The organism is Anaeroplasma bactoclasticum (assembly GCF_003550015.1).
GTDB lineage: Bacteria > Bacillota_I > Bacilli_A > Acholeplasmatales > Anaeroplasmataceae > Anaeroplasma > Anaeroplasma bactoclasticum.
Window position 1 is genome coordinate 54,249 of record NZ_QXEV01000004.1, and the last position, 23,075, is coordinate 77,323.

At 32.7% G+C, this 23,075-nt stretch carries 26 protein-coding genes; 6 read left to right on the forward strand and 20 right to left on the reverse strand.

The genetic code is table 11. The features are described 5' to 3' along the window. Nucleotides 1–34: 34 nt before the first annotated feature. Genes EI71_RS02960 through EI71_RS02980 form a run of 5 tightly spaced genes read right to left on the reverse strand, consistent with a single transcriptional unit; the run spans nt 35 to nt 4,383 of the window. The gene (locus EI71_RS02960) at nt 35–628 is read right to left on the reverse strand and encodes a regulatory protein RecX (protein WP_119015767.1); all 594 of its coding nucleotides are present in this window, start codon (nt 626–628) and stop codon (nt 35–37) included. Then, nucleotides 628–1,584 (reverse strand): YitT family protein, encoded by a 957-nt coding sequence (locus tag EI71_RS02965; RefSeq protein ID WP_119015768.1) that lies wholly within the window; start codon nt 1,582–1,584, stop codon nt 628–630. Before EI71_RS02965 ends, EI71_RS02960 begins: the two co-directional genes overlap by 1 nt. Beyond that, nucleotides 1,577–2,683 carry a peptide chain release factor 2 gene (prfB, locus tag EI71_RS02970; RefSeq protein ID WP_119015769.1) on the reverse strand — a complete coding sequence of 369 codons (1,107 nt, stop codon included), beginning with the start codon at nt 2,681–2,683 and terminating at the stop codon, nt 1,577–1,579. The genes EI71_RS02965 and prfB overlap by 8 nt, the downstream gene beginning before the upstream one ends. 57 nt (nt 2,684–2,740) lie before the next feature. Further along, on the reverse strand, nt 2,741–3,901 hold the full coding sequence (locus EI71_RS02975; protein ID WP_162849710.1) for a pyridoxal phosphate-dependent aminotransferase: 1,161 nt from the start codon (nt 3,899–3,901) through the stop codon (nt 2,741–2,743). Beyond that, nucleotides 3,901–4,383: an Lrp/AsnC ligand binding domain-containing protein gene (locus tag EI71_RS02980; RefSeq protein WP_119015827.1), complete on the reverse strand. Its 483-nt coding sequence runs from the start codon at nt 4,381–4,383 to the stop codon at nt 3,901–3,903. Before EI71_RS02980 ends, EI71_RS02975 begins: the two co-directional genes overlap by 1 nt. Before the next feature lie 136 nt (nt 4,384–4,519). Here EI71_RS02980 and EI71_RS02985 point away from each other — a divergent pair, with 136 nt between their 5' ends. Next, nucleotides 4,520–5,116: a hypothetical protein gene (locus tag EI71_RS02985; protein ID WP_119015771.1), complete on the forward strand. Its 597-nt coding sequence runs from the start codon at nt 4,520–4,522 to the stop codon at nt 5,114–5,116. A gap of 33 nt (nt 5,117–5,149) precedes the next feature. Here EI71_RS02985 and obgE read toward each other — a convergent pair whose 3' ends face one another. From obgE to EI71_RS03010, 5 genes are all read right to left on the reverse strand, one after another. Then, complete coding sequence (obgE, locus tag EI71_RS02990; RefSeq protein ID WP_119015772.1) at nt 5,150–6,424, reverse strand: GTPase ObgE; 1,275 nt, start codon at nt 6,422–6,424, stop codon at nt 5,150–5,152. A 75-nt stretch (nt 6,425–6,499) separates the two neighbouring features. Next, nucleotides 6,500–6,787 (reverse strand): 50S ribosomal protein L27, encoded by a 288-nt coding sequence (gene rpmA / locus EI71_RS02995; protein WP_162849711.1) that lies wholly within the window; start codon nt 6,785–6,787, stop codon nt 6,500–6,502. Between the two features lie 13 nt (nt 6,788–6,800). Beyond that, nucleotides 6,801–7,109, reverse strand: a complete 309-nt coding sequence (locus tag EI71_RS03000; RefSeq protein ID WP_119015773.1) for a ribosomal-processing cysteine protease Prp — start codon at nt 7,107–7,109, stop codon at nt 6,801–6,803. Nucleotides 7,110–7,111: 2 nt separating this feature from the next. Then, on the reverse strand, nt 7,112–7,420 hold the full coding sequence (gene rplU, locus EI71_RS03005) for a 50S ribosomal protein L21 (protein ID WP_119015774.1): 309 nt from the start codon (nt 7,418–7,420) through the stop codon (nt 7,112–7,114). A 142-nt stretch (nt 7,421–7,562) separates the two neighbouring features. Beyond that, on the reverse strand, nt 7,563–7,856 hold the full coding sequence (locus tag EI71_RS03010; RefSeq protein ID WP_211321016.1) for a hypothetical protein: 294 nt from the start codon (nt 7,854–7,856) through the stop codon (nt 7,563–7,565). A 291-nt stretch (nt 7,857–8,147) separates the two neighbouring features. On the opposite strand from EI71_RS03010, the gene EI71_RS03015 reads away from it, so the two are divergent. Next, nucleotides 8,148–8,678 carry a hypothetical protein gene (locus EI71_RS03015; RefSeq protein WP_119015776.1) on the forward strand — a complete coding sequence of 177 codons (531 nt, stop codon included), beginning with the start codon at nt 8,148–8,150 and terminating at the stop codon, nt 8,676–8,678. 20 nt (nt 8,679–8,698) lie between these two features. Here EI71_RS03015 and EI71_RS03020 read toward each other — a convergent pair whose 3' ends face one another. Continuing rightward, nucleotides 8,699–9,298, reverse strand: coding sequence for a helix-turn-helix domain-containing protein (locus EI71_RS03020; RefSeq protein WP_119015777.1), 600 nt, complete (start codon nt 9,296–9,298; stop codon nt 8,699–8,701). A 42-nt stretch (nt 9,299–9,340) separates the two neighbouring features. Between EI71_RS03020 and EI71_RS10100 the strand changes: the two genes are divergently transcribed. Next, a complete protein-coding gene (locus EI71_RS10100) occupies nt 9,341–9,505 on the forward strand; it encodes a hypothetical protein (protein WP_162849712.1) in 165 nt (54 codons plus the stop codon). 33 nt (nt 9,506–9,538) lie between these two features. Here EI71_RS10100 and EI71_RS03030 read toward each other — a convergent pair whose 3' ends face one another. From EI71_RS03030 to epsC, 8 genes are all read right to left on the reverse strand, one after another. Then, nucleotides 9,539–10,069, reverse strand: a complete 531-nt coding sequence (locus tag EI71_RS03030) for a hypothetical protein (protein ID WP_119015779.1) — start codon at nt 10,067–10,069, stop codon at nt 9,539–9,541. 68 nt (nt 10,070–10,137) lie between these two features. Continuing rightward, nucleotides 10,138–11,022 (reverse strand): phosphatidylglycerol lysyltransferase domain-containing protein, encoded by an 885-nt coding sequence (locus EI71_RS03035; RefSeq protein ID WP_119015780.1) that lies wholly within the window; start codon nt 11,020–11,022, stop codon nt 10,138–10,140. 194 nt (nt 11,023–11,216) lie between these two features. Continuing rightward, nucleotides 11,217–12,713: a type 2 periplasmic-binding domain-containing protein gene (locus tag EI71_RS03040; protein WP_119015781.1), complete on the reverse strand. Its 1,497-nt coding sequence runs from the start codon at nt 12,711–12,713 to the stop codon at nt 11,217–11,219. Beyond that, nucleotides 12,700–13,650 (reverse strand): ABC transporter permease, encoded by a 951-nt coding sequence (locus tag EI71_RS03045; protein WP_119015782.1) that lies wholly within the window; start codon nt 13,648–13,650, stop codon nt 12,700–12,702. The genes EI71_RS03040 and EI71_RS03045 overlap by 14 nt, the downstream gene beginning before the upstream one ends. Beyond that, nucleotides 13,647–14,516, reverse strand: coding sequence for an ABC transporter permease (locus EI71_RS03050; RefSeq protein WP_162849713.1), 870 nt, complete (start codon nt 14,514–14,516; stop codon nt 13,647–13,649). Before EI71_RS03050 ends, EI71_RS03045 begins: the two co-directional genes overlap by 4 nt. Nucleotide 14,517: 1 nt before the next feature. Further along, nucleotides 14,518–15,735, reverse strand: coding sequence for an ABC transporter ATP-binding protein (locus tag EI71_RS10475; RefSeq protein ID WP_425453575.1), 1,218 nt, complete (start codon nt 15,733–15,735; stop codon nt 14,518–14,520). A 270-nt stretch (nt 15,736–16,005) separates the two neighbouring features. Next, entirely contained in the window at nt 16,006–16,749 is a 744-nt protein-coding gene (locus EI71_RS03060) for an esterase family protein (protein ID WP_119015785.1), read from the reverse strand. A gap of 4 nt (nt 16,750–16,753) precedes the next feature. Then, nucleotides 16,754–17,569, reverse strand: a complete 816-nt coding sequence (gene epsC / locus EI71_RS03065) for a serine O-acetyltransferase EpsC (RefSeq protein ID WP_162849714.1) — start codon at nt 17,567–17,569, stop codon at nt 16,754–16,756. A gap of 119 nt (nt 17,570–17,688) precedes the next feature. Between epsC and EI71_RS03070 the strand changes: the two genes are divergently transcribed. The 3 genes from EI71_RS03070 to EI71_RS03080 are packed head-to-tail and all read left to right on the forward strand — an operon-like array spanning nt 17,689 to nt 20,236. Further along, on the forward strand, nt 17,689–18,525 hold the full coding sequence (locus EI71_RS03070) for a fumarate hydratase (RefSeq protein WP_162849715.1): 837 nt from the start codon (nt 17,689–17,691) through the stop codon (nt 18,523–18,525). After that, on the forward strand, nt 18,522–19,049 hold the full coding sequence (locus tag EI71_RS03075; RefSeq protein ID WP_119015788.1) for a FumA C-terminus/TtdB family hydratase beta subunit: 528 nt from the start codon (nt 18,522–18,524) through the stop codon (nt 19,047–19,049). The genes EI71_RS03070 and EI71_RS03075 overlap by 4 nt, the downstream gene beginning before the upstream one ends. A 2-nt stretch (nt 19,050–19,051) precedes the next feature. Beyond that, complete coding sequence (locus tag EI71_RS03080; RefSeq protein WP_119015789.1) at nt 19,052–20,236, forward strand: NAD(P)-dependent malic enzyme; 1,185 nt, start codon at nt 19,052–19,054, stop codon at nt 20,234–20,236. A gap of 68 nt (nt 20,237–20,304) precedes the next feature. Here EI71_RS03080 and EI71_RS03085 read toward each other — a convergent pair whose 3' ends face one another. Next, nucleotides 20,305–22,950, reverse strand: a complete 2,646-nt coding sequence (locus EI71_RS03085) for a hypothetical protein (RefSeq protein ID WP_119015790.1) — start codon at nt 22,948–22,950, stop codon at nt 20,305–20,307. Between the last annotated feature and the right edge of the window lie 125 nt (nt 22,951–23,075).

The following is a 23,075-nucleotide window of genomic DNA, read 5'->3' on the forward strand; positions in this document are numbered from 1 at the left end:
TTATATTATAGAATTCACAATTTAACAAGTTAAATTAGAACAGGAAAACAATTTCAGAGTAAGTATATCCTCTAGATAAAAGATAAGCTTTTAGCTTCTCTTTTTTAATATATGGATCATATTTATCATACTTATGGGAAACCTTTTGATATAGCTTAATTAAGCCATTTTTATATTCCTCCATATCCATATATTCCATTCTTTCTTCTATGTCCTTCTTATAAAAGCCTCTTTGATAAAGCTTTTCTTTAATTAATGCCTTGCCATTACCCTTTCTAGATAAAAATAAAATAATAGAATCAATTAAATCATTATCATTTAAAATTTTATTCTTTTTCATCTTATCGATGATTTGATTAATTCCTTCTTTAGAGACTTCTTTATTCTTTAAATACTCTCTAACCTTAACCTCACCTTTAGCATATCTAATTTGATAACTACAAGCTTTAGAATAAAAGCTTTGAAGTTCTTCTCTCTTCAAAGCATTTTTTAATTCTTCTTCATTTGTTTCGTGACCTAAGGTCATACGGTATTCTACTATAGTATCCTCACTAAAAAGATATTCCTTACCTAAAACTGTAATTTTATACATTCCTTTTTTGGTTTTCTCTATCTTTTCAACAAGCATTAAAATAAACCTCTCTTATCATATTCGCCACGAACCTCTTTACAAGAGGTTACAAAAGTAAATGCCTTAGGATCTACTTTAGAAATCATACCAACAATTCGATAAGCCTCATTCTTATCCATTGTACAAATAACCATTGTTCTTTCTTTATTTGTATATGCTCCTTGTACAGGAGAGAAGGTAACTCCTCTATCAAGCTCTGTATAGATTAAATTCTTAATATCCTGTGGATTATCAGAAACTACATATACTGTTCTTCTTGGCTTAATAGATAATGCAATATAATCAATGATATATGCCTCAATGATTACTGCAACAGAACCAAATACAACAAATTCGATATTATATGCGAAAGGATTAAAGGATAAACCAGCTAAAACAACAATTACCCAATCGGTAAAATACATTGTTTGAGATAGTGGTATCTTTGCATATTTTGAAATGATTTTTTGAACGACATCAATACCACCAGTAGATCCATCATGTCTTAATGCAACACCTACACCAGCACCAGTTAAAATAGCTCCTAGTGCCATACACATTAAAGAACGATTTCCTTCGCTTATTGAATAATAGATTACCTCTTTTTCAACTACTAATTCTAACAAGAAAACAAGTGTTGGAAATAATAAAGAAGCATAAACTGTTTTTATAAAGAATTCCTTACCAATAAAAACTAAACCTAAAATTAAACATATTGCTTCAAGTCCGTAAATAAAATAGGAATCTTTAAACCATTCTATATTGTGCCAAACTGGTTCAAAAATAATTGAAATACCACTGACTCCACCAGCGACTATTTTTGCTGGAGAAAAGAAAAAGTAATATCCAATTGTAGTAAGTATTACACCAAATGTAATCCAAGCATATTGCATAAGCCACTTTTTATAATTAGACTTATTTTTCTTTTCGATAACTTTAATTTCTTCTAAAGCTTCCTTTTTTTCATTATTCATTTTTAGCACCAGCCTTCATCTTTAAATATTCAAGCATAAAACCTTCAATATCGCCATCCATTACAGCAGTAATATTTCCCATTTCATAATCGGTTCTATGGTCTTTTACTAATGTGTATGGACAAAAAACATAAGAACGAATTTGAGAACCAAAATTGATACCCATTTGTTCTCCTTTTTCTTTAGCTAATTCCTCTTCTTGTTTTTTAATTTCAAGCTCTAATAGCTTTGATTTTAATAAAGTCATAGCAATTTCTTTATTTCTAATTTGACTTCTTTCCTTTTGACAAGCAACAAATAAGCCTGTAGGCTTATGTGTAACTCTTACTGCAGAATATGTTGTATTAACACCTTGTCCACCAGGACCTGAAGAACAGAATGTATCAATTCTTAAATCCTCTTCAGGAATTACAATATCATTTGTTTCTTCTATTTGTGGTGCAATTTCACAGCTACAGAAGGATGTATGACGTCTCGCATTTGAATCAAATGGAGAAATACGTACCAAGCGGTGTACACCACGCTCTGCCTTAAGAAGGCCATAGGCATATGGTCCTTCAATGGATAATGTTACGGATTTAATACCAGCCTCATCTCCAGCTTGGAAATCAATCACATTACATTTAAATCCCTTTCTAGCACAAAATCTAGTATACATTCTATATAGCATATCTGCCCAGTCCATAGATTCTGTTCCACCAGCACCAGGGTGTAATTCTAAAATACAATTATTAAAATCATATTTTCCTGTAAATAAAGCTTTTTCTTCTAAGGAAGCCATATATTTTTTAAATTCTTCTATGGATTCTTCAAGCATCATCATAGCATCTGTATCCTCTAAAGCTAAATCTACCATATCAGATATATCCTTATACTGTGTATTTGCAGTGGTATAGCTTAAAACGGTATCTCTTAAGGCATTTGCTTCAACAATAATGGCTTGAGCACGCTTTTGGTCATTCCAAAATTCTGGGCTTGCAATTTCATCATTTAATTTTTTAAGCTTTGGTTCTTTTTCTTCAATCTGTAAAGCCTGATACATATCGCTAAGCTTTTGTTTATACTCTTCTAAAAATTTATGAATCTCATACTTTTCCATAAAAATCTCCTTTCCGACAAAAAGGACTTAAAATTTAACATTTCAAGTCCTTAAAAATCACTTTAATGTTTTAATAAATTCCTCTACTCGGGCCAAGGCCTTCTTTAAATCATCGATAGAATATGCATAAGAGATTCTTATGAATCCCTCACCAGATTCACCAAATGCAGAACCAGGTACAACAACTACCTTTTGCTCTTTTAATAATTTAATCGCAAATTCTTCGCTACTCATACCAAATTTACGAATGTCAGGGAATACATAGAATGCTCCCTTAGGTGTGAAGCAAGGAAGGCCCATTTCCTTGAATCGATAAAGAAGATATCTTCTTCTTTCATCATATGCTTCACGCATATATGTTACATCACTATCCCCATTTCTTAATGCTTCAACTGCAGCATGCTGGCTTGTAATAGGTGCACACATAATACAAAATTGATGAATTTTAATCATCTGACGAATAATTTCGCTAGGTCCTACTGCAAATCCAAGTCTCCAGCCTGTCATTGCATAGGATTTAGAAAAACCATTGATTAAAATAGTTCTTTCCTTCATCCCAGGAATTTCTGCAATAGATACATGATTTCCAAAGTAGGTTAGTTCACTATAAATCTCATCAGAGATTACAACTAAATCATGTTCTATAACTACCTTAGCAATTTCTTCTAAGTCTTTTCTTTCCATAATAGCCCCTGTTGGGTTATTAGGGAAATTCATTAATAATATCTTACTTTTAGGAGTAATTGCTTCTTCAAGCTCTTTTGCAGTTAAGCGGAATTCATTTTCATTTTTAAGCGGAATTGTTTTAACCTTAGCTCCTGCCATAATTGCACAAGGCTCATAGGATACATAGCATGGAGTAGTAATAATTACCTCATCGCCATCTTCAATCATAGCTCTTAAGGCAATATCAATTGCTTCACTACCACCAACAGTAACTAATACGTCACTATCCCACTTATAATCTAAATTATTTTTTCTTTTTAAATAATTACATATTTCAATTCTTAAGTCCTTTAATCCAGCATTCGAAGTATAATGTGTCTTTCCTCTTTCTAAAGAATAGATACCTTCTTCTCTTATATGCCATGGTGTATCGAAATCCGGTTCTCCAACACCTAAAGAAATACAGCCTTCAATTTCAGATGCGATATCAAAGAATTTACGGATTCCACTTGGCTTTAAATCTAGGACTTTCTTTGCAAGAAAGTTTCGCATTATGCACTCACCAACATACGTTCATCTTTCTTTTCTTCATAAAGATCTACACCATGATCCTTATACTTCTTTAATACGAAGTGAGTTGCAGTAGATAAGATATAATCTAAGGTAGAAAGCTTATCAAAGACAAATCTTGCAACTTCCTTCATAGATTTTCCTTCAATAAATACTGCAAAGTCAAAGCCACCACTCATTAAATAACAGCTTGTAACTTCAGGGAATTTAGAAATTCTATCTGCGATAGAATCAAATCCAATTCCTCTTTGTGGAGTAACCTTAACCTCTATTAATGCTGTAACTATTTCCTTTGATGTGTTATCCCAATTGATTAGGGTAGTATATCCACAAATAATATGTTCTTTCTCCATTTGGGCGACTTCATTGGCGACCATAGCCTCTTCAACCCCTAGCATAACAGATAAGTCATGTAGGTCAATACGGCTATTTGATTCAAGATTTCTTAAAATTTTTTCTCTCATTAAATCGTTCATAAAATCATACCTCCAAATAAAAAGCAATATTTTCCTAATTATATCACTTAAAGTGATAGAATTCAATTCTATTAACTCCTTGTGAAATGAAATAAAACTTTGTATAATCATAAAAGGTGATAGAATGCAGATTAAAAGAGATAGATGTGATAATTTTTATACATTTGATAATAAAGCCTTAGGAAATTGCTTTACAGTGTATAATGGAAAAGAAATTTATCATTATGAATTTGAGATTAATCAAAATCAAGCTTTAGTAAAATATGATAGTATTATATTTATCAAGGATGCTATAAATGAATTTAGAAAATATAATAAAAATGTCATTAGATTTTATAATTCAGATAGAAGCTTTTATTTAGGATTTGATGAAATCCAAACATTTAAGCTTCCTATAGATATCTTACAGCCTTCAAAATTCTTTATAGATATGGATAAATATAAGGCTATTGAAAAGCACTTAGAAAACGAAACATTTGTTGTGCCTGTATGTATCATCGATGATGAATATGTCCTACTTGATGGTCATGCAAGAGTGAGATATTTGATAGATAATTATATCAAAATGATAGACGTTTATATGGACAATCCTTCTATCAATGTACAAAATTATGTGTATATTGCAAAAGAAAATAACCTTTTTAAGGTTAAAAACATGGAAATACTTCCTCACGAGGAATATTTAGAATATTTAGAACAAACCGGAATAGAGGATAATTAAAAGGGAAAACCAATATGGGTTTTCCCTTAATTTTTACTCTATGAATTCAAATTCAATATCATAAATTCTTACAGTATCGCCATTTTTAACGCCAAGTTTTCTTAATGCATCATCTACACCATAAGCTCTTAACTGACGTGCAAAACGGTATCTTGCAGTATCAGAATCAAAGTCAGTCATTTCAATAACTCTTCTAATCTTATCTCCTGTAATGTTATAAACACCATCATCCTGCTTTTCGATAACAAATGGCTTCTTTTCTTCTTCTAAGCCATATTCAACAACATCAAGCTCATCCTCTTCAAATAAGCTAAATGCCTCTGTAGAATCTAATGTATCTGCAATCTTATAAAGTAGTGCATCTAGGTTTTCCTTTGTATATGCACTAATTTCATAAATAGGTACATCTACCTTCTTCTTGAATTCCTCTAAATTCTCTTTAGCTCCTGGTAGATCCATCTTATTTGCAACAACAATCATAGGACGGTTTGCAAGATTCATCTTGTATTCCTTTAATTCGTTATTAATAATAACATAATCAGAATATGGATCTCTACCATCTACTGCAGCCATATCTACAATATGAACGATAACCTTACATCTTTCAATGTGTCTTAAAAACTGAAGTCCTAAGCCAGCACCCTCATGTGCTCCTTCGATGATACCTGGTAAGTCTGCCATAACGAAATCTCTACCATCAGATAAACGTACCATACCTAGGTTTGGCTGTAATGTAGTAAAGTGGTAAGCTGCAATTTTAGGTCTAGCCTGGCTTACTGCAGAAATTAATGTAGACTTACCTACACTAGGGAAGCCAACGAGTCCACAGTCAGCTAAAACTCTTAATTCACAGCGAATAAATTTATGCTCACCTGGTTCTCCTTTTTCGCAGAAATCAGGGCACTTAATTACACCATTTGCAAATGCCATATTACCACGGCCACCTCTACCACCCTTACAAACAATTACCTCTTGCTTGTTTTCAGTGATATCGCCAATAACCTTACCATTATCATCATCAAAAATAGTTGTACCAACAGGAACCCTAATATAGGTATTTTCAGCATTAGCGCCATACATACCCTTATTCTTACCCTTTTCACCAGGATTTCCTTTTACAACCTTATTGTATCTTAAATCTAATAATGTTGACATACCCTCATCGCCAATAAAGATGACAGAGCCACCCTTACCACCAGAACCACCATATGGTCCTCCGCGCTCAACTTTAAGCTCTCTACGGTATGCAACTATACCATCACCGCCCTTACCAGCAGTGATTTCCATTGTAGCGGAATCTATAAACATGGATTTCCCCTCCTAACATAAAAAATAAAGCCCAAAATACATTATGGTACATTGGGCTAAATTCTTGCAATTTAATTATTCAGCGATTGGGTAAACAGAAATCTGCTTCTTGTCGCGTCCCTTACGCTCGAACTTTACTGTTCCAGCAATCTTTGCATATAGAGTATCGTCTCCACCAAGACCAACATTCTCTCCTGGGAAGAACTTAGTACCTCTCTGACGGTATAAAATTGAACCAGCTGTAACAACCTCGCCATCAGAAGCCTTTGCGCCTAAACGCTTTGCTTCAGAATCACGGCCGTTCTTAGTTGAACCTACACCTTTTTTAGATGCGAATAACTGAATATTTAGCTTAAGTAACATATCTTGAATCCTCCTATTTCTTCATTTTTAAATATTTAGGATACTGACTATGTAATTCGATTAGATGTTCTTCTAAATTATCAAAGATACCTAAAACTACATGATTATCAGTTTTAACCTGTAATCTGAAATAGCCTTCCTCACAAACAAGATCTAAGATGTTGTAACGTAAATCTAATTTGTCAATGAGATTAGCTGTCATTTGACAGGCCATAGAGATTGCAGCACATACAATGTCATGACCACTCGTGCCACATCCTGCATGTCCCTTAACCTCAATTAATGCTTCATTTGTTTTACGTTCAATATAATAAGTAGTCATAATTAAGCATTGATAGCTTCAACAACAAACTTAGTATATGACTGACGATGACCCTTCTTAGATGCAGAATGCTTCTTAGGACGATACTTGTAGATTGTAATCTTCTTGCCTCTTCCCTGCTTCTCGCACTTTGCAACTACTGTTGCGCCCTTAACATAAGGAGCACCAACTAGAGTCTTTTCACCAGCTACTAATAAAACCTTATCGAAAGTATAAGATTCGCCTTCTGCTACTTCTACCTTTTCAACATAGATAGCTTCGCCAACTTCAACCTTTACTTGCTTTCCACCAGTTTCAACAATTGCATACATGTCGTATTACCTCCTTCATTATTTAAGACACACTATTAGGGTAGGATTTTATCCATTTTTGACCCTTTCTAAGTGGTGCATGTTACAACATCATAATTATATTAAATAATTAATATAGAGTCAAGAAAAAAATATTTTTATTTTATTCTCTAGGGACTGTACCAAGTATACTAAACCCTAAATCATATAATAATTGATTAACTTCATCTATATTATATATTTCTTTTTCTATACAAAACATAAAAACTAAATCATCAACTAATGATTCAGATAAAGAATATCCTGCTGATTTCAAAAAGAATATAGTTTCTTCTAAGTTTAGCCTTAAACCTATAGATAAAGCTTTAACTGTATTCTTAGCTGGTCTATATGTTTTCATTTTAAATTTAGATACATATCTTCTATCTAAATCAGATTTTTTTAAAACAGAATTCAAGCTTACTTTTTTTATTTTCAAAAAAGAAAAGAGAACCTCAGAAAAAGGAGGTTTTATCTTTGTTAAAACATAGATATTAACTTCCTCCATTTCTCTTTTGTTCTCCATTTTTTCCACCCTAATTTTTAAAATTTATTTAATAAATTATAAATTCTTAGAGTTCTAAATGTGTCGCTTCTGAAGTGACAATTTTAAAAAATACTGATGTTATAATTATGGAAAATGTTCTGTACAACAAGAAAAAAAGAAAGGGAGGGAGATTTACAGTACAGTGTATATCTCACTATATTTATGATTTGTTATTATCATTCTAATAGAGAAGCAGTTGGTACATGTCCAGGCTGTGGTAAGAACTTATGCAAGGACTGCTTCGATTTAACTACTGGCCATTATTGTTATGATTGTGCTAAAAACTCTCATGATGAAGTAAAAGCCGAACTTAAAGGTGGAGTCATTTGGTGTAGTATTGTCTTAATTGCAACAGCAATATTCATTTTCTTCTTTACAGGTCCACAAATGTTTAAAGAACAAGGAATAGTTGGTGGTATCATATATGTCCTTGCTTGCTTTTTCCCTGCATGGAAGATTTGCACAAGATTAGCAGATAGGATACTAGGAGATAGATTATATGCAGGAATGATGCTTATTGCAGCATTTGTAATAAAAGTACTTCTAGCACTATTAATATCAGCAATAGTTCCAATTATATATTTAATTAACTTATTCATTAATATCCATCGTTTCAGATTTGTAAAGAAAGATATGGAAGCAATTGAAGTTATGCATCAGAATAACTTATCTGTATCTGAAAACCAAGAATAAAAGGGGGGGACTCCTCCTTTTTATTTTATCCCAAATGTATCTAGATTTAGTTTTTCTAAAATATAATTTGTTTCTTCTAAATCATATCCATATGTTATAGCACCTTCTACTACCACATCAAATGGATCTGTTGGATTGAAAGTGTATCCTCCATAAGATAATAATTCTTCTGTTTCTTTTAAGTTTAATTTAAACGCAAACGCAAGCCCAAAAATAGTCTTCTTTCTAGGAGTTAACTGTCCATTAATGATTTTAGATATTGTCTGTTTAGATACACAAGCTTCTTTTCCTAATTTTTCCATAGATAAATCAGTTTTTTTCAAATAGTTCATTAAATTTTCCTTTAAAGCACCTTTATTGGTCTTCTTAAAATATTCCATTATCTCAATCGCTTCTTTTTTATCACCTGCTAGTTTATCCATAAATCTAATATCAAAAAATTTTGGAAGACTATGTAATGTATCTCCATCATTTTTTGATTTAACCTTTGGATTATAATCAATTAAGATGTAGCCTTTTTTAGGATTAAATTCTAAATTATCTATTGGGTTTTCGTTTAAATATTTTATAATCTTTGAATATTTTTCTTCATTTTCAAAAAGATTATTATAATCAGTCATAAGAGTAACTCCTTTTTTGATACAATATTGATGGTGATTTTTATGAATCAAGATTTTAAATCTTTAACTCATGATATTATAATATCAGATAATTTTCAAAAGATGAAACAATATATCCATCATGGACATATATCAGCATATAAACATTCTATTACTGTTGCGTATTTAGTTTATAAACATTATAAGAAGAGAAAAAGAAAAAGATGATTCATTTTATTATTGAACCATCTTCTTTTTGTTCTATGGACGGAATAATTCCTCAGGCTTTACATTAAAATCCTGTGTAGGTGCATCTGTTAGACGGATGAATCCTGGGAATGTAGTTTGGAATACATCTCCCTTTAATGTAAGCTGTGCCTTAGCACGCTCTTCATCAATAGATTTATATCCTACTGGTGCGTATAATGCAACTGCATCAAACTTCTTTGCGTTTTCAACAATCTTTAAACGGAAATCGTCATTTGGTGTTGCATAGCTTGGGAAAACTGATGGGAATACTACAACCATGTAGATTATACCATCCCTTTTCATAACGATATTAGGGAAATCTCTTCTAGGAAAGCCCTGTTCAATCTTAAATCCCTTAGGTAGAATTACCTTCTTCATAACATAATCAATTGCCATATTATGAAGCTCTTCAGGCTTAATCTTATCAGCCTCATCTATATTTGCTGGTACACCATCAGCCCATACACTTTCTGGAATATTTGGATTTGGTGCACTTTCAATATGGTCTGGGGTGCTAGGCATATTTCTCTTATTGTTTTCCATTTTTACTCCTCCTGGCCTAAAAGACCTTAAACTCTTTATGAACTATTATATTACTTTTTGTTTGAAAATTAAAGATTAAATGTTGCAAAGTACTTCTCTAATTTAATAGGCTTATAAGAAGATTTCTTTTTTCTTTCTTCTTCATTTCCACTATCCATCTCTAAAGAGATATATCTTGCTCTTAAGGATGTAGTTCTTGCGAAGCATTGCATTAATTCTTCAGATGCACCAGGAATACTATCTAGTGCTAAATTTACATGTAATGTTGCAACATTACCAACTAAGGATGCAATCGCAACTCCATATACCTTTTTTTCATCCATAAGGATAATTCCAAATAAATCTAATTCATATAAGTGATCCATACATTTCTTAATCATATTTAATTGCTTATAAAAATATGGAGTATTATATTGATCTTTATGGTCTTGATTCCAATCGGTAATAAATTCTAATATTAATCCAAAGTCATCCTTCTTGATTGGTTTATAAACTGCATCTCTATGCTGCTTTTCAAACTTTTCACAAAGCTTTCTTTTTTCTTTATATTCCTTCTCTTTAAAGAAAGATAGGGCATCAGATGAACAAATATATGTATCGAAATCTCTATTTTCATAAAGCTTATCGCTAAACTTAGAAATAGGGTTTACCATAGAATCTGGTACTGGTGCTAAGTAAAAATCAAATCCACGCTCCCTCGCATCCTCTTCGATATCCTTCATAGCCTTTTTTAAATCGCCTTTGCCAATTGGAGGATAATAACACATTCCAACATCAGGCATCATAAATCTGATGAATGTAAAATCATGTCTAAAGCAAATCTCAGGCTTATAGTAATCGCTCCATACAAATAACCAAATTGGATTATATTGGCATAGCCAATAGTCATCATTTTCTATATATCTTTTTAGCTTTTTGCAGTCTAAGAATGCATATTTGTGGAAATTGATCATGCTTGCACCTCCTTTCGACACAAAACTCTTATTTTATATTATATCTCATTTAAATTTATTTTCAAAACAACTCTTAAATTTTATAGTCATTTTTTTCATTTTGTACAAAAAATTAAAAACCGTATTACAATTGCACCCTTTGTTATTATATGTAATATCATAAAGAAAACCACTCATAAGAGTGGTTCTCAATTTTAAGTTCTTGCATTATTAAATGCAGTATAGATTTGATCGATATAATCTTGAGTAAATGTTGCAAGAATTTCGCCCTTAGTAGAATCCTTTTGATAATACTTATTAAATGCGATACCAGTTACATAATCATATAATAGACCATATAAATCTGTTTCTTCTGCAGGCATTTCACTTATTTGTTCCTCAAATACCTCGGCAGCTTCTTCATTAAAAATAGAATCATCTGCTAGAGCAACTAAATCATCATATACTGTTTTATTCCATGCATCATAGCATACATAATATGTATTGTTAAAGCAAGGAGTTAAGATTTCATCTTCTTCTAATGTAGAAGGATCAATTTCTTCTCCATTATCATCTAGGGAAGCTGAAGTTTGATATGCAGACATAAAGTCAATAAACTTATGTGCTAAATCAACATTAGAAGCATCCTTAGTAATTACTAAATTATCACAGAATGCAACGGTATCCTCAGGAATAAAGAAATCAAATCGAATACCATATTTATTTCCATTATTCTCATATACTCTATCTGAAGAATCACAAATTTCATTAATCATAGAAACCATATTATCCATGGTAACATCACCATTTATATATGCTTTTATTGCAGCCTTTGCTGCTTCTTCACAATAATAATATAAGAAATCTCCAGTCCACATATAACCAATATCAGAGTTTTTACCACTAATATCCTTCTTAATATTATCTGTTCCCCAAGAATTATATTTCATATCAGAAATTAAATTCTTTATAGTATCTAAATCCGATTTAGGAAGCTCTATACCATAAGCATTAGATAAAGGATTTGTCTTTTCTAAATAACGGCTTGCAGCATAATATACATGCTGATAAGAATCATACATAGAAACTCTTGTGCCTTCTGGTAGGGATGATCTATCAAATAGTGCACTCCATTCAGTTTCACCGTTTGTAACAGCTTCTCTTATAGATTTTTCACCAGGAACATAATCTTTATATTCCTCTGGGAAATCTTCTCTACTTGTAGAATACATAATTCCCCAAGTTCCCCATAAATATGGTACAAAATAATTCTGAATTGTATTATCTACATAATCAGGATTATTTGCCTTAAGGTTTGTATTCATATCATCTAAAATAGATAATACACCCAAACGCATAGAATCTCTTCCCTCAGGTGTGTTTGGATTATATCCAGACATAGTAAGCTTTGAAAAATCAATTTTTTGTAATAAACCAGCACTATACATTTTTTCAACCATATAATCCGATGGGCATACAACATCATATACAGTTGTACCAGATCTTACCATGGAATAGAAGATTTCATTAGAATCACCTAAATCCATAGAGACATTACAATTATATTTTTCCTCAAAAGCATCTAAAATATCTTCATCGATATACTCACCCCAGTTTAAGAATAATAGGGTTTGTCTACCACCACAAGATGTTAATCCTAATGCGAAGGTTGAAGCAAGAAGGCTTCCTAGTATTAGCTTACTTTTCTTCATAAAGCATAGCCTCCTTCTTCTTTTTGAAATTTCTATAAATGCCTTTAATTCTTCTTCCAAGTTCAATTTTCTTGAATATGTTATAAAGAACAACGGCTAAAATCATAGCTGCAGTAACCATTGTAGAGAATGCATATACACCAGGGTATAAGCTCTTTCTACCAATGGATGAATAAATCCAAATAGATAATGTGTTATAACCATTACCCTTTGTATAGTAGCCTACAACGAAGTCTTCAAAGCTTATTGTAAAAGCAAGTACCATACCAGAGAAGATACCTCCCTTAACTGCAGGAATAATAACCTTAAGTACAGACTTAAATGGTTTAACACCTAAGTCTAGGGATGCATCAAGCATATTAGGGTCAATTTCTTTCATCTTTGGATGGACAGACAAAATAATATATGGCAAAATGAAATAGATATGCGCAATTAAAATTGTCCAGAAACCAAAGAACTTCTTATTAATTACTAAGAATAATGAGAAGATTAACATTAAAGAAATACCTGTAACAATATCCGCATTTAATAATGGAATATTGTTTAAGAATAATAATCTATTCTTAATCTTAGGTGGTAAGTAATATGCACCAATACCAACTAAAGTACCAATAACTGTAGCAATTAATGTTGCTAAAATAGATGTTTGGAAGGTATTCTTAATAGAATCATTTAAAGATCCTTTACCAAACATATTTGCATAATTTGCAAAAGTGAAGGATGCAAATTCTGTTGTTGCATCTGTTGAATTAAAGGATTGGATTGCAATAATAATTACTGCAAAATAAATCATAAAGATAGAAAATGCTAATAATACATATTTTGTAATCTTCCAAGTCATTTTTAATGCTTTATGATCTTTATAGCCATAATCCTTAGCTTCAGCAATAGGATAATCTAGAGGATTATATTCCTTTTTAACTTCTTCATTCATCATAGTAATGTTGAGCCCTCCTTATCTGTCTTATTGATAATTAGGATAGCTCCTAAAATGATAACTAAAATAACAATAGCTAATACAGAACCCTGGTTATAAGACATGTTCTTGAAGCTTTGTTCAATAATGTTACCAATTAATAAAATATTACCATCACCTAAAATCTGAGGAATTGCGAATCCAGACATACAAGGTAATAATACCATGATAGAACCAGATACAATACCTTTAGAAGATAGTGGGAATGTAACCTTCCAGAACTTCTTAAAATCTGTCATACCTAAATCTAAGGCTGCCTCATGAAGTAATGGATCAATCTTTTCTAAGGATGTATAGATTGGCATAATCATAAATGGTAGGTAAGTAAATACCATACCAAGTAATACAGCCCAATCTGTACCAATAATACCTTCACCTACTGCTGGTAGGTTAAAAATATCTTGTAAAATATTGTTTGGCTTAAAAACAGATGCTAAAGCATTGATTCTAAGTAGAATATTTGTCCAGGAAGGTAATATTAATAATAATAGAATCATATACTTATTTTTAAGCTTGGATTGGTATAAGCAATATGCTACTAAATAACCAAAGAAAGCACAAAGTGCAGTAGTTAATACAGCAAATTTAATAGAATTCCAGAAAGCTACAATCGTAGAATTTTCTGTAATAATAGCGAAATTTGAAACACTGAATGACATTCCTTCAAAACGGATTCCCTCTGAATGTACAAACATTAGCAAAAACATTACAATCATTGGTACTACAGCAAATGCGTATAACCAATAAAGGTAAGGCTTTGCCATTCTATCTAGTCTATGGGAAACCTGATGTGCTGGAATGACCCTTTTTTGATTGGCCTTCTGCATATTAGTCTACCTCTTTAGACAAGTCTTTTCTTCTTTCAACTTCTTCTACTGGAATAAGCTTTTTAGGAGAACCATCCTGCTTCATTAAGCAAATTTCATATGGGTCAATTGTAAGACCTACAATTTCACCCTCCTTGATATCTTCATATGTGTGAACAACATATTCAACACCTTCGATATCAACTAATAATTCATAGTGTACGCCCTTAAAGATAGATGATGTAACAACACCCTTTACCTTAGCCTTAGACATAGGAACAACATCCCAGTCTTCAGGACGAATAACTACATCTACAGATTCCATATCATCGAATTCATATCCAACAACATAGAATTCAGCACCTAAGAACTTAACACGGTTACGTCCAATATAAACACCCTGAATAATATTAGATTCACCAATGAAGTTTGCAACATAACGGTTAACTGGCTCATTGTAGATATCCTTAGGTGTTCCAAGCTGCTGGATAATACCATCCTTCATTACTACAATACGGTCAGACATAACCATTGCTTCTTCCTGATCATGAGTTACGAAAATAAAGGTAATACCTAGGTTTCTTTGCATTTCTTTAAGTTCATATTGCATGTTTTGACGAAGCTTTAAGTCAAGTGCAGATAGTGGCTCATCTAATAATAAAATTTGTGGCTTTAATACGATAGCTCTTGCGATAGCAACTCTCTGCATTTGTCCTCCGGAAATCTTATCAATGCTTCTCTCTTCAAATCCTGCTAGATTTACCATTTCAAGAGCAGCAGTTACAGACTCCTTCACACAAAGTTTCAAATACTTGTTGATGTCAAAATAAGACACCTTTTTGGCTTTTTCTTCAGGTACACCTCTTCTAATCTTTTCTTCGATGCAGCCCTGAATAACCTTTTCCTTACCACCATAGAATTCAATCATGAATTTTCTTCCGCGGTTACGGATACCAAAGGCAACGTTATCAAAAACGTTCAAATGAGGAAATAGTGCATATCTTTGGAATACTGTATTAATAGGTCTTGCGTAAGCAGGAAGATTATTAATAATTTTTCCATTGACAATGATTTCACCTGATGAAGGATATTCAAATCCTCCAATCATTCTAAGTGTAGTTGTTTTACCACATCCAGAAGGACCTAGTAGAGTAACAAACTCATTAGGGTAGATGTCAAGATTAATTCCATCTACAACACAATTGTCACCATAGTATTTAACTATGTTGTGCAATTCGATAATAGGTTGTGCCAACTCAGTTTACCGAATGAAAGACACCAGTCTTTCGAATTTCCTTTCCCAAAAATTTTCTTTGAATATTATAGAGAATATTCGTCTCCTTTTTCATCAAAACATAATTTTGATAGATATATTATATTCTTAATTTTTCATAATGCAATAAAAATTTTGAATTTTTTTTGGTTATGTAAGGGCTTTCAAAATAATATTTAAAAAAATGGGTATTTTTAAAAATAAAAAAGAGGATAATTGAAATATCCTCGAATTTTATTAGTCTAAAATATGGTACAAAAAATAAGGAACTTGTTCTAACCAGCTAGGCCAATCGTGAGGTCTGTCATACCCCCAATAATCTACCCAGGCAGGAACACCTAAATTCTTTAATGCCTTATCTACTTTTCTAGTTTCTTCTAAGCATACATCTTCCCATGCACCCTGTCCTACACAAATGATAATTCGTGCCTGCTTATAAAGCTCTATATATGGATGATTCTTATGCATAACCTGCAAAGAATCTAAAGGCGAATTTAAGAAAGTTAATTCATCAGCATAATCCTTAATAAAGAATCCAGAATGATATATACCAGATAAAGCCAATACCTGATTAAAGATATCTGGTCTTCTTACTAAGAAGTTTAGGGCATGATATGCGCCTAAGGATAGGCCAAATGTCATAATACCATTCGAATTACTATTATTAATTTCATATACTCTTGGAACAAATTCATTAATTATATAATTAAAATATGCTTCTTGAGCTAATATGCGGTCTTTAGGATTTTTCCATGTAGCACTCCAAGATTCATTATCTAGGCCATCCACGCAAAAAACCTGAATTCTTCCTTGTTCAATATAAGGCTCCATTGCGCCAATTAAGCCATGGTCCTCATAATCATAGAATCTCTTTGCCTCTGCTGGAAATGCAATACAAGGTTTCCCAGCATGGCCAAAAACCTTAAATTCCATATCTCTTCCCAAAATATTACTGTATTCCTTGTAATATTCAACCTTCATATTATCACTCCTTGTGCTTTTTTTCTCCTAGTATTGTTACAGTCATGTTAGGCTCTACAGAGGATGTAATAAATACATTAGAGCCTAAGGTTGTATTTTCACCAATAATGGTTTCACCACCAAATACGGAAGCACCAGAATAAATGGTAACATTATCCTTTACTGTGGGATGTCTTTTTGTACCAGAAAGCTTTTGACCCTCTCTTAAGGATAATGCACCTAAGGTTACACCTTGGTATAGCTTTACATGCTTACCAATGATAGATGTTTCACCTATAACTATACCTGTACCATGGTCAATGAAGAAATATGCATCAATTTTTGCACCTGGGTGTATATCTATTCCAGTTTTACCATGTGCATATTCTGTTAGTGCTCTTGGTAGGATTGGTACTTCTAGTTCATATAATACATGAGCAATTCTATATATAAAAATTGCAGTTAAGCCAGGATAAGTCAAAATGATTTCTGATTTTGTTTTTGCAGCTGGATCTCCATCAAATAAAGCCTGTAAATCCGTTTGAATTAATTCGTCTACTTCTGGTATATGATTAAAGAAGCAATCAATCATGTTTTCACATAATAAAGATTTCTTTGTAATACGCTCTACTGCTCTTAATAGCTTATGTAAGTAATAACGTATTGCATCCATCTTTTCATCCATATAATCCGATAGAATATTGACATGCTCTACATATCCGGGGAATAAGAAACCCTTCATATTATCTAAAAAGCCAATGACATCTTCTTCTTGTAATGCATCATCGGATATTTCTATATTTTTCTTAGCTTTAAGCCATTTTTCAAAATTTGTATCCATAATTAATCACTCCATTTCTTACATTATAACTTTTTTTAAAAGTAATTCAAAGTATAAAAGCACTTTCTATATCAAATTAAGAACAATTTATTATATAATGATACCAAGGGGGTAAACCTATGAAAACAATTGAACCTGATGTTATTACTAAAGAGGTTAAAAGACTTGCGATAGAGGCTGCAACCTATTTAGAAAAAGACGTTCTTGATGTACTTGAATGTGCCAAGAATAAGGAATGTGGGCTTGCCAAATCGATATTAGAGCAGATTATAGAAAATGACAATTTAGCAGCAAGTGAAAATGTTCCAATGTGCCAAGATACTGGTATTACTATCGTTTTTGTAGAAATAGGAAACGAAGTATATATTCCTGGAGATATTTATGATGCGATCAATAAAGGAATATCTTTAGGCTATACAGAAGGATATTTAAGAAAAAGTGTAGTTAAATCACCACTAAACCGAATGAATACTAAGGATAACACTCCTGCAATCGTACATATTAAGCATGTCTTAGGTGATACATTAAAAATAACTGTATGCCCTAAGGGAGCTGGAAGCGAAAATATGAGCAGGGTTAAAATGCTAGTTCCTGCAGATGGAATTCAAGGAATTAAGGATTTTGTTCTTACTACAGTAAAAGAGGCTGGTGGTAGACCATGCCCACCATTAATTGTTGGTGTTGGTATTGGTGGAGACTTAGAAAAATGCGCATTATTGGCCAAAGAATCACTTTTAAGACCTATTGATGATGAATCTAGTGATTTAGATGCAAAAAGTCTTGAAAAAGAATTATTTGAAGAAATTAATAAGCTAAATATTGGTCCTATGGGACTAGGTGGAAAAACAACTGCTTTAGCAGTTAAAGTAAATTTATATCCATGTCATATTGCATCCTTACCTGTAGCGGTAAATATACAATGTCATGCATCTCGTCATAAGGTGGTGATTTTATGATAATCAACTACCCTTTAGATAAAGATAAGCTAAAAGATATACATGTAGGTGATGTTATTGAATTTAGTGGAGTTATTTATACTGCAAGAGATGCAGCTCATATGAGAATTAAAAATATGCTTGAAAAAGGTGAAGAATTACCAGTAGATTTTAATGAAGCATTCATTTATTATGCAGGACCTACTCCAACAAAGCCAGGTCATGTTATTGGTTCTATTGGTCCAACTACTTCTTCACGTATGGATATGTTTGCACCTATGATGAGACAATTAAATGTTTGTGCAACCATTGGTAAGGGGCCAAGAGATAATGCTTGCACAAAGTATTATCAGGATAATCATATTTTATATTTCATTACAACAGGTGGCTGTGGAGCACTTCTTTCTAAAGCTGTTAAAAAAGCTAAAGAAATTGCATTTTTAGATTTAGGCCCTGAATCTATTAAAAGATTAGAGGTTGAAGGATTTAAAATGATTTGTGCTATAGATTATTATGGAAATAATATTTTTGATGGGGGAAAGTAAAAATGGGTTTAAAGGAAGAGGCATTAGCCTTACATAAGGAGCATCAAGGAAAGCTTGAAATTCATTCTAAGGTAAGAATTAAGGATCAACACGATTTAGCATTAGCATATACACCTGGTGTTGCATATGCTTGTAAAGAAATTGAAGCAAATCCAATGGATGCTTATGTTTATACTGCAAAATCTAATATGGTTGCAGTTATCACAGATGGTTCTGCAGTACTTGGTTTAGGAAATATTGGACCATACGCTGCAATTCCAGTAATGGAGGGTAAATCCATTTTATTAAAAGAGCTCGCAGGAGTTGATTCCTTCCCTCTTTGTCTTAAAACACAGGATGTTGAAGAAATCATTACAACTATCAAATATTTAGAGCCAACTCTAGGAGCAATTAATCTTGAAGATATATCCGCTCCAAGATGTGTTACTATTGAAAGAAGATTAATTGAGGAAATGGATATTCCTGTATTCCATGATGACCAGCATGGTACATCCATTATTGTAGCTTCTGCATTTATTAATATTCAAAGATTAACAAAAAGAAATCTTAAGGATATGAGAGTTGTATTATCTGGTACAGGAGCTGCAGGGTCTATGGTAGCTCGTATGCTAAAAAAAATAGGTGTAGGAACAATCAATGCATATAATATTTGTGGTGTTGTTGATAAGAATAAATATGATTCCTATGATTTCTTAATTAAAGAGCTTATTGATGATGGTATCTTTGATACACCAGATAATCACGATAATACACTTGCTTCTATTTTAAAGGGCGCAGATGCCTTTATCGGAGTATCCGCACCAAACCTTGTATCTAAAGATATGGTTAAATCTATGGCGAAGGACCCAATTGTATTTGCGATGGCAAATCCTACTCCAGAGATTTCATATAATGATGCAAAGGAAGCTGGAGCTTATATTGTAGGTTCTGGTAGAAGTGATTTTCCAAATCAAATTAATAATGTATTAGCCTTCCCAGGAATCTTTAGAGGAGCATTAGATGTTAAAGCAAAAAAGATTAATGAGGAAATGAAGATTGCAGCAGCATATGCTATTGCATCTATTATTAAGGATGAAGAATTATCTCCAGATTATATTGTACCAGGAGCATTCGATAAAAGAGTTGTTCCTGCTGTTGCAAAGGCTGTTAGTGAAGCAGCAATTAAAACTGGGGTTGCTAATAAGTAAAAGGGATTCAAAAATCCCTTTTTCTTATACGAAAAAAATGCCCATGCCTAAGCATGAGCATTATTATTTTATTCTTCTAAATCACGAACGATACGAATTGCTGTACCATTAGTACATAAAATCATCTTTAATGCATCCTCATCAAACTTTTCAGCATAGATGACAAGCTTACGATCTAATGTACCTCTTGCCTTAACACGAAGGATATTTCCCTTCTGGCAAATATGAGCACTCTTTAACATATCTAACTGAATAACAGAACCTTCTTCGAAGTGTAAGCATAATGTATCAAGATATACAACTGCTTCTTCCTCTTCCTCTTCTAAAGGCTCACCAGGAATCATTGGTAAGTAATCAATTAAATTATCTGGCATTTCTTCAGGAATACCATTTACATTCATAGTATCCTGTAGATACCATGCTTCCATACCTAAGTTACCTAAAATAGCTTCACCATTTGGAATTAACTGAGTGATGAAGTTTGTAGGCTCAAAGTTTCTCTTTGGCTTAACAAGACGGTTAGCAAACATTAAGTCGATTAATTCCTTGCAGTACTTTAATGCACGATCAGAACGAACCTTAATCATTACTGGAACTTCTTGATACTGCTTCTTGTCAGAAACATCCTTTAAATGATACTTTGGATACTGTTCAATAATAGCTGGATCTAATGCTAAGAATACCTTAACAGCCTTTCCACCTAATGCAAGCTTAGCAACTAAGCCCTTGTATCTGAAGGATTCGCATCTAGCAGAGCATCTACCCTTAGCACGATACATCATTAAGTAGTTCTTAACTTCGTTATAATATTCCTTAGTTTCATAAGGAGCGAACATCATCTTTGTATTGAACTTACGCTTAATCTTCTTTGGCTGACCATTTTCGTCAACTGCAACATATTCTTGAACTTCGATGTTAGACTCAAGAGTCTTTTCATGTGGTTCAGATGGAGTTTCATCAGCTTCCTCTTCCTCATCATAAGGATTCTCTTCGTCTTCATCATCTTCTTCTTCAGCTTCTTCATCGTCTTCTTCAGACTCTTCAGTTGCCTCTTCAGGCTTTTCTTCTTCAGCTGGCTTTTCTTCTTCAGCTGGCTTTTCTTCTTCCTTTTCAGGAACAGAATTTAAGAATTCATCAAATTCATCTGTTTCTTCAGCCTTAGGCTCTTCAGTAACTTCCTCAGGCTGTTCTTCTTCAACAACTTCTTCAGTTGCCTCTTCAGGTTGAGTTTCTTCCTCTTCGTAAGGATTACCTTCCTCTTCCTTTTCCTCTTCAGCCTTTTCTTCTTCACCGTATTGAGCAGCGTAGATAGCCTCATCCTCTTCAGTAAGAGCAAATGGATCTTCCTTCTCTTTTCTTTCCTTTTCAGCTCTAGCTTCTTCTTCAGCAGCTTCCTTAGCAGCCTGCTTTTCTTCCTTCTTCTGAGCAATCTGCTCTTCAGCTTCCTTAGCAATAATAGCAGCCATTGGATCGAAGTTTCTAATACGTAAGATCTGAATTACTACGCCTAATACGAATAATACCATATAAACAATACCAACAACTAATAATAAAATGTTAGATGTTAATAATGCGAAATCAGAAATTGCATAAGAAATAAAGAATGGTAAGCCTAAGCCTGTAGCTAGGATTAAAGAAATTAATACCCAGTCAGTCTTAATTGGCTCTGTATTATTGAAATCACGGAAAACAAATAATAATGCGCCTAAAACAACACCAATTAATAATGCAACAGCAGAGCATACATAAATTGTTATAGCTCCAGCAGGTAAATGTAAGTTATTTGTCATTAAACGATATACATCACCAGAACCAATTGCATAAGATGTAGCAATAGTAATTAATCCAACAGCTACTACGGAAATAATAACTGCAGCAAGTACATTATATTTTGTGAAAATATTTCTATAATATGTTCTAGCCTTATCACGGTTTGTATCATAAATAACATCCTTGTTATAGAATACAGAACGAACGATAATTCCACCCATTGTTAATAGGATTAAGATTAATAATAGCTTTGCAATGGATGATGTAATAGTACCAGCAAGTACTACTGGGCTATAGATGGAACCAATGAATACTACTACTAAAATAGCATCTAACCAGTTTGTATCAGAATCCTTATCTAATGCAGAAATTAATAATACAGCTAATAATGCAGCAGCACCACCGATTAAATAGAACTTAGTATCTTTAGAATATACATTCTGTAATACACCATTCTTAGCTAAAATGCTTAAAACAATAGCAACAACCATACCTAATACAACTAAGCAAATAGGATTGTAGCGATATCCTAAGGCACTAAAGTATGCCTTCATACCAGCCTGACCAGCATCTTGTGTAATAGCAGTAAAACGAACTATAATTTCAACCAAGAATACTGCAGCAAGCACAAAGTATATAATCATAGCTACATTGTGGCCACCAGCTAACAATGCTAAAACTCCAAGTACAATATTGGATACTAAGAATGTAATACGAATAAAGTCTGTCATATTGACTTTATCATGTCTTAGACCGGAGAAGCCAACGATTGCTCCACCAATCATTACTGCTAAGACTGCAGCCTGTGCTAATGTAGCGTAATTTTGTGGTAGGAAAGTCATCTTGTAAACGAACCAACCAAGAACACCAAACAAAATAATTACAGCTAGTGTAGCGATTACTCCGAATGATTTAAAATAGCTTTTTAAATAATTCTTCTTCATTTTTTTACACGCTCCTTTTATTGTAAATAAACAATCACTAATATTTTATATTGAAATGAAAGCATTTTCAAGAGTTTAAAAGAAAAAAAGTGCCGTTTTTTTCGTAAATTTCGCACTTTTTTTAT

Bases quoted from the DNA above. Each gene is read 5' to 3' on its own strand.
- EI71_RS02960 (WP_119015767.1), bottom strand. From the start codon at position 628: ATGCTTGTTGAAAAGATAGAGAAAACCAAAAAAGGAATGTATAAAATT.
- EI71_RS02965 (WP_119015768.1), bottom strand. From the start codon at position 1,584: ATGAATAATGAAAAAAAGGAAGCTTTAGAAGAAATTAAAGTTATCGAA.
- prfB (WP_119015769.1), bottom strand. From the start codon at position 2,683: ATGGAAAAGTATGAGATTCATAAATTTTTAGAAGAGTATAAACAAAAG.
- EI71_RS02975 (WP_162849710.1), bottom strand. From the start codon at position 3,901: ATGCGAAACTTTCTTGCAAAGAAAGTCCTAGATTTAAAGCCAAGTGGA.
- EI71_RS02980 (WP_119015827.1), bottom strand. From the start codon at position 4,383: ATGAGAGAAAAAATTTTAAGAAATCTTGAATCAAATAGCCGTATTGAC.
- EI71_RS02985 (WP_119015771.1), top strand. From the start codon at position 4,520: ATGCAGATTAAAAGAGATAGATGTGATAATTTTTATACATTTGATAAT.
- obgE (WP_119015772.1), bottom strand. From the start codon at position 6,424: ATGTTTATAGATTCCGCTACAATGGAAATCACTGCTGGTAAGGGCGGT.
- rpmA (WP_162849711.1), bottom strand. From the start codon at position 6,787: ATGTTACTTAAGCTAAATATTCAGTTATTCGCATCTAAAAAAGGTGTA.
- EI71_RS03000 (WP_119015773.1), bottom strand. From the start codon at position 7,109: ATGACTACTTATTATATTGAACGTAAAACAAATGAAGCATTAATTGAG.
- rplU (WP_119015774.1), bottom strand. From the start codon at position 7,420: ATGTATGCAATTGTTGAAACTGGTGGAAAGCAAGTAAAGGTTGAAGTT.
- EI71_RS03015 (WP_119015776.1), top strand. From the start codon at position 8,148: ATGATTTGTTATTATCATTCTAATAGAGAAGCAGTTGGTACATGTCCA.
- EI71_RS03020 (WP_119015777.1), bottom strand. From the start codon at position 9,298: ATGACTGATTATAATAATCTTTTTGAAAATGAAGAAAAATATTCAAAG.
- EI71_RS10100 (WP_162849712.1), top strand. From the start codon at position 9,341: ATGAATCAAGATTTTAAATCTTTAACTCATGATATTATAATATCAGAT.
- EI71_RS03030 (WP_119015779.1), bottom strand. From the start codon at position 10,069: ATGGAAAACAATAAGAGAAATATGCCTAGCACCCCAGACCATATTGAA.
- EI71_RS03035 (WP_119015780.1), bottom strand. From the start codon at position 11,022: ATGATCAATTTCCACAAATATGCATTCTTAGACTGCAAAAAGCTAAAA.
- EI71_RS03040 (WP_119015781.1), bottom strand. From the start codon at position 12,713: ATGAAGAAAAGTAAGCTAATACTAGGAAGCCTTCTTGCTTCAACCTTC.
- EI71_RS03045 (WP_119015782.1), bottom strand. From the start codon at position 13,650: ATGATGAATGAAGAAGTTAAAAAGGAATATAATCCTCTAGATTATCCT.
- EI71_RS03050 (WP_162849713.1), bottom strand. From the start codon at position 14,516: ATGCAGAAGGCCAATCAAAAAAGGGTCATTCCAGCACATCAGGTTTCC.
- EI71_RS03060 (WP_119015785.1), bottom strand. From the start codon at position 16,749: ATGAAGGTTGAATATTACAAGGAATACAGTAATATTTTGGGAAGAGAT.
- epsC (WP_162849714.1), bottom strand. From the start codon at position 17,569: ATGGATACAAATTTTGAAAAATGGCTTAAAGCTAAGAAAAATATAGAA.
- EI71_RS03070 (WP_162849715.1), top strand. From the start codon at position 17,689: ATGAAAACAATTGAACCTGATGTTATTACTAAAGAGGTTAAAAGACTT.
- EI71_RS03075 (WP_119015788.1), top strand. From the start codon at position 18,522: ATGATAATCAACTACCCTTTAGATAAAGATAAGCTAAAAGATATACAT.
- EI71_RS03080 (WP_119015789.1), top strand. From the start codon at position 19,052: ATGGGTTTAAAGGAAGAGGCATTAGCCTTACATAAGGAGCATCAAGGA.
- EI71_RS03085 (WP_119015790.1), bottom strand. From the start codon at position 22,950: ATGAAGAAGAATTATTTAAAAAGCTATTTTAAATCATTCGGAGTAATC.